The sequence below is a fragment of the Vibrio sp. 10N.222.52.C12 genome, from assembly GCF_041474215.1.
Lineage (GTDB): Bacteria > Pseudomonadota > Gammaproteobacteria > Enterobacterales > Vibrionaceae > Vibrio > Vibrio crassostreae_C.
Window position 1 is genome coordinate 1 of the sequence record NZ_JBFRTR010000112.1, and the last position, 18121, is coordinate 18121.

At 46.8% G+C, this 18121-nt stretch carries 10 protein-coding genes; 1 reads left to right on the forward strand and 9 read right to left on the reverse strand.

The genetic code is table 11. The features are described from left to right. Nucleotides 1-271 precede the first annotated feature (271 nt). From AB4623_RS19190 to gltB (AB4623_RS19230), 9 genes are all read right to left on the reverse strand, one after another. A complete protein-coding gene (locus AB4623_RS19190) occupies nt 272-889 on the reverse strand; it encodes a TRIC cation channel family protein (protein WP_016767748.1) in 618 nt (205 codons plus the stop codon). A 74-nt stretch (nt 890-963) separates the two neighbouring features. After that, nucleotides 964-1833 (reverse strand): vitamin B12 ABC transporter substrate-binding protein BtuF, encoded by an 870-nt coding sequence (gene btuF, locus AB4623_RS19195; protein ID WP_372147178.1) that lies wholly within the window; start codon nt 1831-1833, stop codon nt 964-966. A gap of 1 nt (nt 1834) precedes the next feature. After that, a complete protein-coding gene (locus AB4623_RS19200) occupies nt 1835-2800 on the reverse strand; it encodes a cobalamin biosynthesis family protein (RefSeq protein WP_017070822.1) in 966 nt (321 codons plus the stop codon). A 10-nt stretch (nt 2801-2810) separates the two neighbouring features. Then, complete coding sequence (mtnN, locus tag AB4623_RS19205; RefSeq protein WP_017059300.1) at nt 2811-3506, reverse strand: 5'-methylthioadenosine/S-adenosylhomocysteine nucleosidase; 696 nt, start codon at nt 3504-3506, stop codon at nt 2811-2813. Between the two features lie 127 nt (nt 3507-3633). Continuing rightward, on the reverse strand, nt 3634-4062 hold the full coding sequence (locus tag AB4623_RS19210) for a DUF1499 domain-containing protein (protein ID WP_017059301.1): 429 nt from the start codon (nt 4060-4062) through the stop codon (nt 3634-3636). Between the two features lie 177 nt (nt 4063-4239). Next, nucleotides 4240-5652 carry an FAD-dependent oxidoreductase gene (locus AB4623_RS19215; RefSeq protein ID WP_017059302.1) on the reverse strand — a complete coding sequence of 471 codons (1413 nt, stop codon included), beginning with the start codon at nt 5650-5652 and terminating at the stop codon, nt 4240-4242. A gap of 16 nt (nt 5653-5668) precedes the next feature. Then, the gene (gene gltB / locus AB4623_RS19220) at nt 5669-10132 is read right to left on the reverse strand and encodes a glutamate synthase large subunit (RefSeq protein WP_372147180.1); all 4464 of its coding nucleotides are present in this window, start codon (nt 10130-10132) and stop codon (nt 5669-5671) included. A 428-nt stretch (nt 10133-10560) separates the two neighbouring features. Beyond that, a complete protein-coding gene (locus tag AB4623_RS19225; RefSeq protein ID WP_017066517.1) occupies nt 10561-12030 on the reverse strand; it encodes a glutamate synthase subunit beta in 1470 nt (489 codons plus the stop codon). Then, nucleotides 12030-16577, reverse strand: coding sequence for a glutamate synthase large subunit (gltB, locus tag AB4623_RS19230; protein ID WP_017059305.1), 4548 nt, complete (start codon nt 16575-16577; stop codon nt 12030-12032). Before gltB (AB4623_RS19230) ends, AB4623_RS19225 begins: the two co-directional genes overlap by 1 nt. A 529-nt stretch (nt 16578-17106) precedes the next feature. Between gltB (AB4623_RS19230) and AB4623_RS19235 the strand changes: the two genes are divergently transcribed. After that, nucleotides 17107-18060 carry a TIGR01212 family radical SAM protein gene (locus tag AB4623_RS19235; RefSeq protein ID WP_372106033.1) on the forward strand — a complete coding sequence of 318 codons (954 nt, stop codon included), beginning with the start codon at nt 17107-17109 and terminating at the stop codon, nt 18058-18060. The last annotated feature ends 61 nt before the right edge of the window (nt 18061-18121 follow it).

Sequence of the window (18121 nt, forward strand, 5' to 3'; positions counted from 1 at the left end):
GCTAATCCGCGATGAACCTAATTAAAGGGGGGGGGGGCTAACCTCAATCCCCCCACTTATTTATCTTGGTTCGACTGACTTGGAGATATTTTGCAATTTGTGTACGAGAGAGGCCTCTTAAACGTGTGCGAGTAAACGCACACAAATCAATGATGAAAATTGGAAGGGATTGGTATTTCGTAGCAGGTCATTTCGTGAAGGCTGCTTAGTTCACACTAAAATGTAGATGATAGAGGCTCCTTTACGGAGCCTTTCAATTTGTAACGATGGCCTATTTGATAGCAAAGGTTGGCAATGATAAATGCCAACGAATGGCACCAAGCCTAATCAATAGTGTTGAGAACACGCCAGCTAAAAATGCAGTTTCTGAGTCGTGTCCCATGCTGATCGCCATTGTATGGAAAGCGCCGCCAATGATGCAAGCGGTCGCGTAGACTTCACTTCTTAGAATCATTGGTACTTCACGGGCAAGTACGTCACGGATAATACCGCCACCGCAGCCGGTGATGACACCCATGATGATGGCCACTAGCGCTGAATCTTGATAGGTAAGCGCTTTTTCTACACCAATACCAACAAACACCGCGAGGCCGATCGCATCACACACCGGCAATATCCACCAAGCCAGACGTTTTGGGCGCCTTACAATAATCATAGTCAGCAAACAGGTGGTGATGATGACCCAAAGGTAGGTGGTATCGGTGATCCAAAATACGGGAGTCGCGCCCAGAGCCATGTCTCGAATTGTACCGCCACCAATTGCAGTAACACTGCCTAGAACGGCTACGCCAAAGGGATCCATCTTAAGACGGCCAGCGACAAATACACCTGAGACGGCAAAGATGGCAGTGCCAAATAAATCGATAATATAAAGCAGCATGGAGTCCATGATACTGGTGCTCTTATAGTTAAAATTGTAGGGACAGGTCGGTGGCGAATTGTACGAAAAAACGCAGCAAATAGTTAGTGATTTTGCCTAGCTCTATCAAAGAAATCGCACACTTGTTGGATCGCTTTCAAAGTTCTCGTTGTCGGGCGATTAATCCAGTCAGAATTGAGGGACCAAATCTGATTTTGAGCGACAGCTGGGATCTCATCTTCCCATGTTTGCCACATGGTTCCATTCTCAATCGCGTGCTGAGAAGTGAAGATTACTTGCGGTTTTCTTAATACAACTTGTTCAATACCAACTTGCGGATAGGGAGAGGCGCTGTCTTCAAAAATATTGTGGCCACCACAAAACTCAAACACCTCACTTGGCCAGTGTCCTTGAGCAACAGTGATGATCGGCTTTTCACTGAGCTGGTAGAAGTAGTTTACTGGCTCGGCATCTTTGTATTCTAGTCTCAACGCGTTGAGCTGCTCTCTGTATTGCTGAGCGTTATTTTCGCCAATGCTTGGATCGCTAGCGTATTGGCTCAGTTGTTCAATATTGGTTGCGATACTGTCTAGGCTTTTGGTCTTGGAGTAGTAAATATTAAAACCAAATTGCTCTAGTTTCGCGAGCTCTCTGGGCGGGTTTCCCGCTGGCCACGCAAGAATCAAATCAGGCTGAAGTGCGATGATCTTCTCAACCTTGATACCTTGATAGTTTGCCACTTTTTCAAGCTTATCGGCTTGTGGTGGGTAATCACTTCGTTCACTTACGGCGACAAGGTTGTTACCTAAACCTGCGCTGTACGCGAGTTCAGTGGCATGAGGAGCAAGGCTGACTACGCGTTGAGCCGGCTGTACTTGTTCTTGAGTCCGTGGTGCTTCTTCTGCAAATGATAAAGGCAGCCATAAGCTGGAAGACAAAATAGTAAGGCTTGTAACAAGTGCTGAAGGTTTCACTCTAAATCCCTTGGTGAATAAATAGTAAGGCTAGGCTTTGTAAAAATATCCAGATAGCGATGCGACCAAAGAGTAGTTTCTGAACCTGAGATAGATGCAGAGCTGACGGTGCGATTCTTCCGCCTAATTTCGCGCGAATGGCTTTAGTGTTGTCGTAAATCGCAGGGCCACCTAATGATAACTCCAGCTTGTTGCCAACAGCCGTGATTAACCAGGCTGGGCCGGGTAGTGGCCAAGAGCGACTTTGGACTAGCATCATCTTAAATGTGTGCGTTGCTTTATCACCAAAGACGATCATCAAGGCAAATAAGCGCATTGGTATAAGTTCTAGGATAGCGACTATCTTGATCGCCGTTGAGCCGAACGGAGAAAATTGCTTGCGACTTGGCGACCAAGCTCGAGCTAACTCGACCACAAGGCGATACATTAACGCAGCGATTCCACCACCAATGGCGTACCAGAACAACACACAAACTACGTTACGAGCGTAACCCATGATTATGGTTTCTGTGGCGGCTTTGCCGAGGCCAAGTGACGAAAGTGATTCGGTTTGACGATTGACAATCGGAGCCAGTAACTGACGAGCGGCCGCTTTATCTTCTCGGCCAAGTACTTTGATCAGTTGGTTAGCCAGCTTTTCATTATTGCGCCAATCAATCGCGAGTAATAACAGTGCCAATTCAAACAGTTGAGATTGCCAAACCAATGGTTGCAGTGCCAATAGAATAACCAGAGTTGGCAGTACCATTAACCCCCAGGCTAATGTGCCTGAGATTAAACTTTGGGAATAGTTGTGGTTGTTATTGTTATTGTTATTAACCTTGCTTGCTAAAAGCTCAGCAAACTTATGCCATAAGGTCGTGGGGTGTGCGGCATGGGGGATAGGTAAAATTAAATGAAAAAGCAGTGCTCCCCACATCACAAGGAGCACGCCATTTGCAAATACCTGATCAAACAGTGTTTGCATGTCTAGTCGCTTACTTTAGTAGGGCAACCATCTTGATAACCATTTCAGAAGAGCTTTGCGCTGCTAGTGGCAGGAACTCTTCGAAGCTCATTGGTGATTCTTTGTCTGCAACATCAGAGATTGCACGAACAACCACGAATGGTACTTGGAATTGGTGACAAGCTTGAGCGATAGCCGATGCTTCCATCTCTACAGCAACAACAGATGGGAAGTGCTTGCGGATGAACTCTTGGCGTTCTGCTGTGCAAACAAATGCGTCGCCAGTACAGATAAGACCGCGAACGGCATGCTTGTCTTCCATTTGTGCTAGTGCTTGTTCAGCAACAGCCATCAGTTTGTCGTCAGCTTTGAACGCTGCAGGTTGACCTGCCATTTGGCCGATTTCGTAACCGAAAGCTGTAACGTCTGCATCGTGGTGTCGAACTTCAGTTGAGATAACCACATCGCCAAGGTTCAGTGTTGAATCAAAACCGCCAGCAGAGCCCGTGTTCAGAACGGCATCTGGTTGGTATTCGCTTAGTAGGATTGAAGTACCAACAGCCGCTGCTACTTTACCAATGCCAGATTGAAGCAAAACAACGTCAACACCATTTAGCTGACCAGAGAAAAAGGTACAACCGCCTTTATTAACTTCAGTAATGTCTGAAATTGCTGCTTTTAGGATCGCAACTTCTTGCTCCATTGCGCCAATGATGCCGATTTTCATGTGTAGTCTCTTAATAAATAATATTTAAACAGTAGAGCGAAATTGTAGCATGGATAAGAAGTCTCGAGCGACTGCCCAGAGGCACTTCTTATCCGAATAGCAGCGATTTATCTGCGTATTCTTTTATCTATTTGATTAGGCCTTCGCTTTTCAAGCTAGCACGAAGTTGTTCAGCTCGTTTTCGGTTTACGCCAAAATCAGAATGGCCAGTACGAGACTCTGAACGCACGATCAGTTTGCCATCCGTGATTTTAAGTTCTAAGTCATCGACAAAACGCATGATGCGCGAAGTACATTCAACACGCAGATAATCTTCTGTTTTACTCGCGGTTTTTGATCCCGGTAAGGTTAGCGCAACCTGCTCAATCGCATCTAAGCTCGCTGAATCTGACAACTCAAACGCGGCCAATGCATGTTGCTCACGATCATCTTGAGTTGATACGCAGTTTGGTTTGTCTCCACAAGGTGATGAAGTTCTGTCTTTCATGTCCGTGATTCCTTGGCTGCAAGCGGTTAACGTTAAAAGTGATAGCGAGAGGAGAGCTGCTTTTTTCATAATGTTTCCTATGGCGTTGTTTTAATTCTAATTGTAGTTATCGGCATTGGTTTGTCTGCGATTGTTTTACGTATTTTTGTTGTGCTTGTGATAAACGTATCTAATTCAAAAAAGGATCCATCATTGGATCCCTTTTTTATAGTAACGGCCTGAGTAATAAAGGAAACCTTAGATTAGTCACACTTCTAGGTAGTCCAAGATCCCTTCTGCGGCTTTACGGCCTTCATCGATAGCGGTCACCACTAAGTCAGATCCTCGAACCGCATCACCACCTGCAAAGATCTTGCTGTTGGTGGTTTGGTATTGAAACTCTTGTTTGTTAGGAGCCTTGATGCGGCCCCACTGATCGAGCTCCACACCGAAAGGTTCTAGCCATTCCATCGTATGAGGTTGGAAACCAAATGCCATAATTACGGCATCAGCCTCAAGAACATGCTCACTGCCTTCGACAGGTTCTGGACGACGACGGCCTGCTTCATCAGGCTCACCCAAAGCGGTTTTCACGAATTTCACACCAACCACATGACCAGCGCTGTTAAGCTCTAAGCCGATAGGTTGTAGGTTGAACTTGAACTTCACCCCCTCTTCACGTGCATTTTTTACCTCACGGCGAGAACCTGGCATGTTGGCTTCATCTCGGCGGTAAGCACACACCACATCTGCCGCATTCTGACGAATAGAGGTTCGAACGCAGTCCATCGCCGTATCACCACCACCAAGCACGACGACTTTCTTACCTTGCATATCGATAAATGGGGTTGGGTTTTCCAGTTCCATGACCTTGTAGGTATTAGAAATCAAGAATGGCAGAGCATCATAAACGCCCGGTGCATCTTCGTTGTCTAAACCCGCACGCATGTTTTTATAGGTGCCGACACCTAAGAAGACAGCGTCGTAGTCATCGACGAGTTGCTGAAGTTGTACATCTTTGCCGACTTCGGTATTCATTTGGAACTCGACGCCCATCTCGCTAAAGATACGGCGACGATTTTCCATGATGCCTTTCTCAAGCTTGAACGATGGAATACCAAACGTCAGTAGGCCACCGATCTCCGGATAGCGGTCAAACACAACGGCTTTTACGCCATTACGAACTAGGATGTCAGCCGCCGCTAGACCTGCTGGCCCCGCACCGATGATCGCGACCTTTTTATCAGTCCACTCAACGTGAGACATGTCAGGCTTCCAACCCATCTCAAAGGCTTTGTCGGTAATGTACTTTTCAATATTGCCAATGGTTACGGCACCGAAATCGTCATTGAGGGTACAAGAGCCCTCACACAAGCGGTCTTGAGGGCAAACTCGACCGCAAACCTCAGGCAGGCTGTTGGTTTGGTGAGACAGTTCAGCCGCTTCGATAATGCGCCCTTCATTGGCAAGCTTGAGCCATTGAGGGATATAGTTATGGACTGGACACTTCCATTCACAGTAGGGGTTACCGCAGTCTAGACAGCGGTCAGCTTGCGCTTTGGCTTGTTGCTTAGTGAAAGGTTCGTAGATCTCTACAAACTCAATCTTACGAATTTTGATTGGTTTCTTCGCTGGATCTACGCGATTCACATCAATAAATTGGTATACATTCTGGCTCATTATTGGCTCCTTCCAATTATTGCGCTTGAACACGAAGTTCAGCAGAGCTGCGGCTTTGATGACCGAGCAAGGTATTAAGGTCCGCCGTCTTCGGCTTCACTAGGTAGAACTTCGGAATCCATTCATCAAAGTTCGCCAGAATAGCTTCAGCGTGTACTGAGCCAGTCTCTTCTAAGTGCTCTGCAATTAAGCCACGCAGATGTTCTTGGTGGATAAATAAGTCAGACAGAGAAAGTGCCTCGACCGACTCGTTATTTACTCGACCTTGGAAGTCTTCGTTCTTATCCATGACATAAGCAAAACCACCTGTCATACCGGCGCCGAAGTTGACGCCAGTTGCGCCAAGAATGGCAACAATACCGCCGGTCATGTATTCACAGGCGTTGTCACCAGCGCCTTCAATCACAGCAACCGTACCTGAGTTACGTACGCCAAATCGTTCGCCAGCCGTACCAGCTGCAAACAGCTTGCCTCCAGTTGCGCCATACAGACAGGTGTTGCCTATGATGGTCGCTTCGTTACAAGTAAATGCGGTGCCTTGGTGAGGCTTGATAACCACTTTGCCGCCAGCCATGCCTTTGCCAACATAGTCATTGGCATCGCCTGTTAGGTAAAGCTCAACGCCGCCTGCGTTCCAAACCGCAAAAGATTGGCCTGCTGTACCGTCGAGATATAACTTGATTGGTGAACCTGCCATCCCTTGGTTGCCGTATCGCTTAGCAATTTCACCAGAGATACGAGCACCAATCGAGCGGTCTGTGTTGATCACGTTGTAGTAAAGGCTGGTGGATTGACGTTTCTCAATTGCATCGAGTGCATCATCCAGAATCTGCTGGTTGAGCTGAGCTTTATCAAATGGTGCGTTTGGCTCGGTCCAAAACAGTGGGTGACCTTCTGGAGATACCGGAGCTTCGAGTATTGAAGAGAGATCGAGCTTGTTCTGTTTCGCGGTGAGGCCTTGAACGGCTTCAAGTAAGTCAGTACGACCAATCAGGTCCGTGAGTTTTTCTACGCCGAGTTCTGCAAGGTATTGGCGAACTTCATCGGCTAGGCCTGTAAAGTAGTTCACCACCATGTCTGGCAGGCCTTTGAAGTATTCGCGGCGTAGTGTTTCATCTTGAGTCGCAACACCCGTCGCACAGTTGTTTAGGTGACAAATTCGTAAGAACTTACAACCCATTGCGACCATTGGCGCGGTACCAAAACCAAAGCTTTCTGCACCGAGAATCGCACCTTTAATCACATCAAGGCCAGTTTTTAAACCACCATCGACTTGCAGGCGGATCTTATGACGAAGCCCGTTAGCAACCAGTGCTTGTTGAGTTTCTGCTAAGCCAAGCTCCCAAGGGCAACCTGCGTATTTTACCGAGGTTAGAGGGCTTGCCGCGGTACCGCCATCGTAGCCAGAAATGGTGATCAGATCGGCATAGGCTTTCGCTACACCAGTTGCAATCGTGCCTACACCCGGTTCCGATACTAACTTTACTGAAACCAAGGCTTTAGGGTTCACTTGTTTAAGGTCGAAAATCAGCTGCGCTAGATCCTCGATAGAATAAATATCGTGATGTGGAGGAGGGGAGATCAGTGTCACCCCTTGAACTGAATATCTCAGCTTAGCGATTTCTGCGGTAACTTTATGGCCGGGTAGTTGACCACCTTCTCCAGGCTTCGCACCTTGCGCGACCTTGATCTGCAAAACATCCGCATTGGTTAAGTAATGTGGCGTCACACCAAAACGACCGGAAGCTATCTGCTTGATACGAGAGTTACGGTCAGTACCAAAGCGTCGAGGGTCTTCACCACCTTCACCAGAGTTTGAGTAACCACCCAAGCGGTTCATCGCCATTGCTAATGCTTCATGCGCTTCTGGGCTCAAAGCACCGATCGACATTGCCGCAGAGTCGAAGCGTTTAAACAGATCGCTGTTAGGCTCGACTTGCTCTAGTGGTAGAGGCTGATCGGCTTTTTTGAGGCTCATTAAGTCGCGTAACATCGCAGCTGGACGAGCATTTACTTGCTTAGCAAAAGAGAGATAATCCGATGTCTCACCTGTTTTTACTGCAGTTTGCAGAGTGCCAACCACATCAGGGTTATAGGCGTGATATTCGCCGCCGTGTACGTATTTGAGTAAACCACCGTGCTCGATTGGCTTACGCTTAGTCCAGGCTTTACGCGATAAGTTATAGATATCTTGTTGGAAATCGCTAAAGCTTGCGCCTTGGATTCGAGTGGTAACTCCGCGGAAACAGAGCTCAACAACATCGGAATGAAGGCCAACGGCTTCGAAAAGCTGTGAACAGCGATAAGAGGCAATGGTTGAAATTCCCATCTTCGACATGATCTTGTACAGACCTTTGTTGATGCCGTTTTGGTAATTTTGCATTGCGGCACGATAATCTTTATCTAAAGAGCCATCATCCAACATTTTACCTAACGCTTCATAAGCGAGGTATGGGTAAACCGCGGTTGCACCGAAGCCAAGCAGCACAGCAAATTGGTGTGGGTCGCGCGCAGTTGCTGTCTCAACAACGATGTTGGCATCACAACGCAGGTTGGTATCAGCAAGCCTTGTTTGCACCGCACCAACCAACATGGCTGCAGGGATCGGTAGTTTTCCTTTCTCTAAACCTTTGTCCGACAGCACAACTAAAACCGCACCTTCGCTGACTTCTTGTTCGGCGCTATCACATACTGCTTTGATTGCTTGTTCTAGATCTTGGTTATTCGGGTCGTAGTGCATGCTGAGAATGACATGACGATAATGTTTTTGACTCAACTGCAGAAGCTGCTGCATGTCTGAGTAAAGCAGTACTGGTGAATCAAACGTGACACGATAGGCGTGACCGTCTGTTTCACAGAACACGTTCATCTCTTTCCCAATACTGGTCGCCAAAGACATCACGTGTTTTTCACGCAATGGATCAATCGGTGGGTTGGTGACTTGTGCAAACTTTTGACGGAAGTAATCAGTGACCAAGCGTTCTTTTGAAGAGAGCACAGCCATTGGCGTATCATCGCCCATTGAGCCTACTGCTTCTTGCCCCATATCACCAAGCACACGCAGCACTTGGTCGGACTCTTCGTTGCTCATCGCAAACTGTTTTTGGTAGGTCTTGAGCGTATCATCGTCAAAGCTACGCTTACCCACTTGGTCATCTTGCAGCGCAGAAAATGGCGTTAACTTGTGAACGTTCTTTTCCATCCACTCTTTATATGGGTGGCGGCCTTTGAGGTCATTGTCGATCTCATTAGATTGCCATAGCTTGCCGCGGCGAGTATCTATTACCAACAGTTCGCCCGGGCCAACACGGCCTTTCTCTGCGACTTCATCCGGTGCGTAGTTCCAGATACCGACTTCTGATGCGAGCGTGATTAGATTGTCTTTGGTAATCACATAACGCGCAGGACGCAGGCCGTTTCTATCTAGGTTACACGCAGCGTAACGACCATCTGAAAGTACGATACCAGCAGGACCATCCCACGGTTCCATGTGCTTTGAGTTGAAGTCGTAGAATGCACGTAGATCTGGGTCCATATCTGGGTGGTTTTGCCAAGCGGGCGGCACAAGCATGCGCATCGCTCGGAACACATCCATACCACCGGCAAGGAACAGGTCGAGCATGTTATCTAGGCTTGATGAATCTGAGCCTGTCTCATTCACAAAGGGTGCGGCGGTTTGTAAATCTGGCAGCAACGGCGAAGAGAATTTATAGGCACGAGCCTTAGCCCATTGTCGGTTACCTTCAATGGTATTGATCTCACCATTGTGCGCTAAATAGCGGAATGGTTGAGCCAGTGGCCAACGTGGTTGAGTATTGGTTGAGAAACGCTGGTGGAACAGACATATCGCCGATTCCATGCGTAAGTCTGCAAGATCGAGGTAAAATCGCGGAAGATCGGCCGGCATACACAGACCTTTGTAAACCATGACTTGTGTCGAAAGGCTACAAATATAGAAATCTTTGTCTTCGGTGAGCTGTTTTTCAATTCTGCGACGAGCGATATAAAGGCGTCGTTCAATATCGCGTTCACGCCAACCCGCGGGGGCCGAGATAAACACTTGCTGAATATTGGGAACTGAATCTTTGGCAATCGGACCTAATACGTCGGTGTTGGTCGGTACTACGCGCCAACCTGCAACCGTTAAGGTCTCTTGAGCGAGCTCTTTATTGACGATGTCTTGCGCGGATTGCGCTTTGATTGGATCTTGGCTGAAGAAAATCATGCCGACAGCGTATTGCTTGCCGAGCTTGAAGTTATTCTCTTCAGCAATAATTCTGAGATAAGAGTCAGGCTTCTGTAGTAATAAGCCACAGCCATCCCCGGTTTTACCATCCGCAGCGATACCACCACGGTGTGTCATGCGATCGAGGGCTGAAATAGCAGTTCTTACCAACTTATGACTAGGTTGGCCTTCCATTTGCGCTATTAAACCAAATCCACAGTTGTCTTTTTCAAGACTAGGATCATATAGAGCCATTGCAATTCTCCCTTTTGCTTCTCTGTCATCCAGACAGTAAATGACTAACTATTCATATACTTGTTGTTTTTTATAAACTGATAGTTTGCTTTAGCCAGTTAAAACGTTATTGGTTGTGTTAACAAAACCGATTGATTTTATTTTCATCAGCTTTACAACGTATAGCTAATTGTGTTTAAGGTCAAGTTCATGGTTAATTATCATGCATAAACGCGATTAGCCACTTAATAATCTAAAATAGTCGATGGATATCAATGAGATATATAAGGTGAATGTTAACGAGATTTAACATATACAACAGGGTGATTTTGAAAACGCCAAAGGCCAGATAGAAAAAAGGCTAGCATCGAGTGCTAGCCAAATATAAAAGTTAGGAAGGGTATTGCTTTTCCTCTAGGCTAACGTAATTGACGTTAGCCCGAGAAATATTATGCGGAAAGCATGAGTGAATCAGCTTTCGCTTCTAAGTTTGAGTTACCCATTAAGAAGTCATCAATCGCAATTGCACATTCACGACCTTCATTAATACAACGTACAACTAGAGATTGACCAGTACGCATATCACCAGCAGCGAAAACGCCTTTCTGGTTCGTTGCAAAACCTTCAGAAGCGACGTTACCGCGCTCGTCCAGTTTAATGTCTAGTTGAGCAAGCACGCCGGTTGGCTCCGGGTGTAAGAAGCCCATTGCTAGGAATGCCATGTCACAAGGAATAACACGTTCAGAGTTCGCGACTTCATCAAAGCCTGGACGCTCACCTGGTTTCGCATCTTGCCAAACGATGTCAGCAATACGTAGACCCGTCACTTGACCTTGCTCGTTACCGATGAACTCTTTGGTTAAGATGTTCCAGTGACGTTCACAACCTTCTTCGTGAGAAGTGGTGGTTTTCATGATCATTGGGTATTGAGGCCAAGGCATGTTTGCAGGGCGCTTCTCTGGTGGGATCGGCATGATCTCAACCTGAGTAATGCTCGCTGCCTTATGACGGTTTGATGTGCCCACACAGTCAGAACCAGTATCACCACCACCGATAACCACAACGTGCTTATCTTTAGCGTGAATCTCTTCTGTTTTAAGATCTAGGTTGTTAGCACGGCGGTTGTTTTGACCAAGGAATTCCATGGCAAAGTGAACGCCTTTCAACTCACGACCAGGGATTGGCAAGTCACGTGGAACCGTAGAACCACCCGTTAGCAATACCACATCAAACTCTTGGCGTAGCTGCTGAGCGTTAACATCAACACCGATGTGTTGGTTAACTTTAAACTCAACGCCCGCTTCAGCCATTAGGTTGATCTTACGATCAATCACGTCCATACCCAGTTTGAAGTCTGGGATACCGAAGCGAAGTAGACCACCGACTTTCTCGTCACGTTCAAATACCGTTACCGAGTGACCAGCGCTGTTTAGCTGCTCCGCTGCGGCTAAGCCAGCAGGACCTGAACCGATAACTGCGACAGTTTTACCTGTGCGAGAGCGTGGTGTTTTAGGTTTTGCGTACCCTTCACGGTACGCAGTTTCAACAATCGTTTTCTCGATATTACAGATAGTGATTGGGTCTTGGTTGATACCAAGAACACAGGCACTTTCACAAGGAGCAGGACAAACACGACCGGTAAACTCAGGGAAGTTGTTGGTAGAGCTTAGGATATTCCAAGCCTCTTCCCAGCTGTCACGGTAAACCGCATCATTGAATTCTGGGATGATGTTACCAATCGGACAGCCGTTGTGACAGAAAGGTACGCCACAGTCCATACAACGAGAGGCTTGAGTATTGATCTTTTCACCAAACTCTTCGTTAAGTACGAACTCTTTGTTGTCTTCAATTCGAACTGACGGGTCGAGCTTCTTTGGAAGCTCACGACCGTGTTCTAAAAATCCAGTAGGCTTACCCATTATACTGCCTCCACTTCTTCCGTTTGTGCCTGTTGTGCTTCAGCTTTACGCTTTTCAAGAACAGCTTTGTAGTCGCGTGGCATTACTTTAACTAGCGATGCAACACTTGCTTCAAAGTTGTCTAGGAAAGATTGAGCAACTTCACTTCCTGTGAATTCAACATGCTTAGTTAGCATATCCAGTAGAAGATCTTTATCTTCTTGTTCAATTGGATCTAGGTCTACAAGTTCAGGGTTGAGCTTGGTTTCGAAGTCACCCGCTTTGTCCCAAACATAAGCAACACCGCCACTCATGCCCGCAGCAAAGTTACGACCTGTTGAACCAAGGATAATGGCAACACCACCAGTCATGTATTCACAACCGTGGTCACCAACGCCCTCAACAACAACCTTCGCACCTGAGTTACGAACACAGAAACGTTCGCCTGCCATACCGCGAATGAAAGATTCACCTGAGGTCGCACCGTAGAAACATACGTTACCAACCACGATGTTATCTTCAGCAACGATAGAAGATTTCGCATCTGGGTACAGTACCAAAGTACCGCCAGACAGACCTTTACCCCAGTAATCGTTCGCGTCGCCTTCTACTTCGAACTTAACGCCTTTCGCAAGGAACGCACCGAAAGATTGACCAGCACTACCGTGGAACTTAACGTTCATTGGCTGTGGTAAACCTTGGTCTTTGTAAACCTTCGAGATTTCGTTCGACAGCATGGTACCAGCAGAGCGGTCCGTGTTGATGATAGGGAAGCTCGCATTCACGGCTTCGCCTTTCTCAAGAGCTGGAATCGCAGCTTGAATCAACTTGCGGTCTAGAACGTCTTCTAGGTTGTGGTTTTGTTGCGTCTGGTTGTAGATACCATCTTCTTCACGTGCCTGCTCAATGTGCAGTACAGGTGTTAGATCTAGGTTCTTGTACTTCCAGTGGCCGATGTCATCACGAACTTTAAGTTTGTGCGATTGACCAACCATCTCATCGATAGAGCGGAAGCCAAGTTCAGCCATTACTTCACGCAGACCTTCAGCCATGTATTGGAAGAAAGTGACTACGTCTTCTACGCGGCCGTCGAAACGTTCACGCAGAGTCTTGTTCTGTGTAGCGATACCAACAGGACATGTATTCTTGTGACACTTACGCATCATGATACAGCCTTCAACCACTAGAGCTGCTGTTGCTACGCCCCATTCTTCAGCGCCAAGTAACGTTGCTACTGCAAGATCACGTGGTGTTTTCATCTGACCATCAGATTGAACAACGATACGGTTACGTAGGCCGTTTTTCAGTAGTGTTTGGTGCGTTTCCGCTAGACCCAGCTCCCAAGGCAGACCGGTATGACGGATAGAAGACATCGGAGATGCACCCGTACCACCATCAAAACCTGCGATAAGTACCACGTCAGCTTTCGCTTTCGCTACACCCGATGCAATCGTACCTACGCCAGCTTCTGATACTAGCTTCACGTTGACACGACCGTTACGGTTCGCGTTTTTCAGATCGTAGATCAGCTGAGCCAAATCTTCGATTGAGTAGATATCGTGGTGTGGCGGTGGCGAGATAAGACCTACGCCCGGAGTCGAGTGACGCGTTGCGCCGATCCAGTCATCAACCTTATCACCAGGTAGTTGACCACCTTCGCCCGGTTTCGCACCTTGAGCCATCTTGATTTGTAGCTCATCAGCGTTAGATAGGTAGTAAGACGTTACACCAAAGCGACCAGAAGCCACCTGTTTGATTGCTGAACGTTCCCAGTCGCCGTTTTCTTTACGTTCGAAACGTGCTGGATCTTCACCACCTTCACCTGAGTTTGATTTCGCGCCAATGCGGTTCATCGCAACAGCCAGTGTTGAGTGAGCCTCATGCGAGATTGAACCAAAGCTCATTGCGCCGGTTGCGAAACGCTTAAGAATGTTCTCGATTGGTTCTACTTCTGCTAGAGGAATAGAGCCTGCAGGGTTCTTGATGAAGTCCAGTTGGCTACGTAGCGTTGCTGCGTTGTCGCCTTGGTCATCAACTGCTTTTGCGTACTTCTTGAACTGACCGTAATCTTTGTTACGCGTCGATTCTTGAAGTAGAGAAATCGTTTCTGGGTTGAATAAGTGTTTCTCACCACGTTGTTTCCACTGGTAAACACCACCAACATCAAGGATCTGAGCTGGAATTTCACGAGCTGGGTAACCAACACGGTGACGAACCAATACTTCTCGCGCGATATCGTCGATCGTTAGACCTTGGATACGAGAAACAGTACCTGTGAAGTATTTTTCAACCACTGATTTGCTAACACCAAGTGCTTCAAAGATTTGTGCACCGTGGTAAGACTGCAGCGTAGAGATCCCCATCTTAGAGAAGATCTTAAGTAGACCGCCGTTAACACCTTTACGGTAGTTATCGAATAACTCACGTGGGTGTACGTTTGGATCTAGCTTCTTAGTACGTTGCAGTTCAACAATCGTTTCAATAACTAGGTATGGGTTAACTGCGTTTGCACCATAACCGATAAGCGTTGCAAAGTGGTGTGTCTCACGAGCGTCGCCCGTTTCAACAACGATGTCACACTTAGCACGTAGACCTTTACGGATTAGGTGGTGGTGAACCGCGCCAACCGCCAGCATTGCTGGAATAGCGGCATGGTTAGAGTTAACCGCACGGTCTGTCAGTAGGATGATAGAGTAGCCATCAATCACTGCGTCTTCTGCGTATTGGCAGATACGCTTAAGTGCGCGCTCTAACTTACCTTGGTCGCCATTTGCTTGGAATACGATATCCAGCGTCTTCGCCTGAAGGTGCTCGTTATCGATTGCACGCAGTTTTTCTAACTCAGAGTTAGACAGTACTGGAGACTCAAGTTCTACTTTTTGACAGTGCTCAGGTGTTTCAGCAAGTAAGTTCTGGTCTTTACCTAGGTAAGTGTTCAGAGACATAACCATGCGCTCACGAATCGGGTCGATCGGCGGGTTAGTTACTTGTGCAAATAACTGTTTGAAGTAGTTTGAAAGGTGCTGCGATTGGTGAGAAAGAATCGCTAGCGGCCAGTCAGCACCCATTGCAGAAAGTGGCTCGTAGCCTGTTTTCGCAAGAGGTAGAATGATTTCGTTTACTTCTTCAGAACTCACGCCAAACGATTGTTGTTTGTGTAGTAGTTTCTCTGGAGAAGGTTGGCTAAATTCGTTGCTCGCATCCGGTAGCTTTTTCAGGCTCAGAAGGTTCTCTTCAACCCACTTTTCGTAAGGTTGTGCTTTAGCAATGCTGTCTTTCACTTCTTCATCAGAAATGATGCGGCCTTGCTCAAGGTCAGCAACGAAGATACGACCTGGTTGTAGACGACCACGGTACTCAACGTTTTCAGGTGCAATCTCAACAACACCAGACTCAGACGCCATTACTAGGAAGTCGTCTTTAGTTACTGTGTAGCGAGAAGGACGCAGACCGTTACGGTCAAGTGTTGCACCTACTTGAACACCATCGGTGAAACATACTGATGCTGGGCCATCCCATGGTTCCATTACGTTCGCGTGGTACTGGTAGAACGCACGACGAGTTGGATCCATGTTTTTGTTTTCTTGCCATGCTTCCGGGATCATCATCATCAACGCGTGTGGCAGAGTACGACCTGAAAGAACAAGTAGTTCCAGTGCCATATCGAAGTTTGATGAATCCGAACTACCTTCCTGACAGATAGGAAGCAGCATGTCGATTTCAGCTTGTGTAAACAGATCCGATTCTAGGATTGCTTCACGTGCTTTCATCCAGTTCAGGTTGCCGCGAACCGTATTGATTTCGCCATTGTGCGCGATGTAACGGAAAGGCTGAGCTAGACGCCAACGTGGGAATGTATTGGTAGAGAAGCGAGAGTGTACTAGTGCTAGAGCTGTCACCATGGTTGGGTTTTGCAGATCTAGGAAGTACTGAGGAACTTGTTCAGTTGTTAGCTGACCTTTGTACACCAATGTCTTGTAAGACATAGAGTTGATGTAGAAGTCATCACCGATATTTGAAACGCTTTCTAGGCATACACGAACCGTGTAGTTACGTAGAACATACAGTTTACGCTCAAGCTCTTCTGGTGTGATACCAGGGCCGCCAGAAATAAATACGTGTTCAAATTGAGGTTCAGTGCTTAGTGGGTCAGCACCAATCATTGAATTGTCCGTTGGAAGTTCACGGTAACCGATAACTTCTAACTCAAGGCGTTGTGCATTGCGTTCTAGAATGTCACGACACTGTGCACGTTTGTGTTCATCTTTAGGGAAAAGTACAACACCAACACCATATTTTTCAAAAGATGGCAGCTTAATTCCAAGCTTTACGGCTTCTTCTAGTAAGAATTCGTGCGGCTTCTGTAGCAGGATACCTGCACCATCACCAGAACACGGATCGCAGCCTTGGCCGCCACGGTGTTCCATACGTGCAAGCATATCGAGTGCTTGAGTTACTACATCATGAGATTTGCGATTCTTTAGATGCGCAACAAAACCGATACCACAAGCGTCATGCTCCAATTCAGGAGTATACAGACCCTGTGAGTTCTGCTCTTGATCTACCATAGATACATCCTTCCAGTTAAATCTAGGCGCAACTTATTTGTATAAAGTCAGCCTTGTCCTTTTATATTTATGGGTCTAAACCTGCCTATGCTGGCGGTTTGAATCCTTTCCGTATCTCGCAGGAAAAGTATTGCGAGAAAAACAATCCTTAGTGATACCTGTTTATTTTTAACCACAAACTAGTGGTTTATATAGGTGGGAGTTAGATATCACCGACTTATTAGCAAGTTTTCGTTGTAAGTAAATACTCAAAAATAGCCAATATGTGTAAGTATCCTACAATTTTGTCTAGGCGAATTGCAATGAAAGTTGACCCATGTAGACCATTTTTTTCGTTTTATTTTGAATTTAATGCCTAACAAATGTGCAACATTAGGCAAATAGAGCCGATTTTTTGCATGTTTATTGATATTTGTTAGGTTGCTCGCAAAAAGCCTTGAGTAAACTAATTGGTCGAATTTTGCAGGGATGTAATTTTTTTTCAAAAAAGACTGATATTCATTCTTATTTACTTGAGTGCTTTGAAAATATGCAATTACACGAGTTGGTCAATACTATCGGCCAAGACCTTCAACGCCGTTATGGCGAGAAGGTTCACAAGCTGACGCTTCATGGTGGTTTCAGCTGCCCAAACCGAGACGGGACAATTGGCCGTGGAGGTTGCACGTTTTGTAACGTGGCTTCCTTTGCCGATGAACAAACTCAAATTCAAAGTATTGCTGACCAGCTAAAAGATCGTGCGGGTGAGATTGCTCGTGCCAAGAAGTACCTGGCTTACTTTCAGGCGTACACCAGCACTTATGCTGAGGTGCAAGTGCTCAAGAATATGTATGAAGAGGCGCTAAAAGCACCCGGTGCAGAGATCGTCGGCCTTTGTGTTGGTACGCGACCAGACTGTGTGCCTGATGCGGTGTTGGATCTGTTAGCGGGCTACGTTAAACAAGGCTATGAGATTTGGCTCGAGCTTGGCCTGCAAACCGCCAATGATAAAACCCTCAAGCGAATTAACCGCGGCCACGATTTTGCGGTGTATGAAACGATCACCCAACGCGCACGCGCTTTAGGTATCAAGGTGTGTACTCACCTGATTGTTGGTCTACCAAAAGAAACCAAAGCGGATAACCTTGAAACCTTAGACAAGGTATTAGCCGTTGGCACCGATGGTATTAAGCTGCACGGCCTTCATATAGTAGAGGGCAGTACCATGGCTAAGGCGTGGAAGGCAGGAAAGCTAGAAGCCCCAAGCCTTGAAGAGTACATCGATATCGCGAGTGAGATCATTCAACGCACTCCTGCGGACGTGGTTTATCACCGTGTTTCTTCAGCGGCGAGACGCCCAACCTTACTTTCTCCTTTATGGTGTGAGAACCGCTGGTTAGCGATGACTGAGATTGGCCGTTCGCTTGATAAAACTGGCGCACAAGGCATCAAAACTGGCTCTGCATTCGAGTACACACTGCCCGTTTTAAACGCAGTTAATTGATAGAAAATGGTGACTGTCGGTAACAGCAGATAAAACCAATAAATAGTGGTAACATTTCCCT

Coding starts and splice junctions, on each gene's coding strand:
- gltB (WP_372147180.1), bottom strand. CDS start 10,132: ATGGCTCTATATGATCCTAGTCTTGAAAAAGACAACTGTGGATTTGGT.
- AB4623_RS19235 (WP_372106033.1), top strand. CDS start 17,107: ATGCAATTACACGAGTTGGTCAATACTATCGGCCAAGACCTTCAACGC.
- AB4623_RS19225 (WP_017066517.1), bottom strand. CDS start 12,030: ATGGGTAAGCCTACTGGATTTTTAGAACACGGTCGTGAGCTTCCAAAG.
- AB4623_RS19200 (WP_017070822.1), bottom strand. CDS start 2,800: ATGCAAACACTGTTTGATCAGGTATTTGCAAATGGCGTGCTCCTTGTG.
- gltB (WP_017059305.1), bottom strand. CDS start 16,577: ATGGTAGATCAAGAGCAGAACTCACAGGGTCTGTATACTCCTGAATTG.
- AB4623_RS19215 (WP_017059302.1), bottom strand. CDS start 5,652: ATGAGCCAGAATGTATACCAATTTATTGATGTGAATCGCGTAGATCCA.
- AB4623_RS19210 (WP_017059301.1), bottom strand. CDS start 4,062: ATGAAAAAAGCAGCTCTCCTCTCGCTATCACTTTTAACGTTAACCGCT.
- AB4623_RS19190 (WP_016767748.1), bottom strand. CDS start 889: ATGGACTCCATGCTGCTTTATATTATCGATTTATTTGGCACTGCCATC.
- mtnN (WP_017059300.1), bottom strand. CDS start 3,506: ATGAAAATCGGCATCATTGGCGCAATGGAGCAAGAAGTTGCGATCCTA.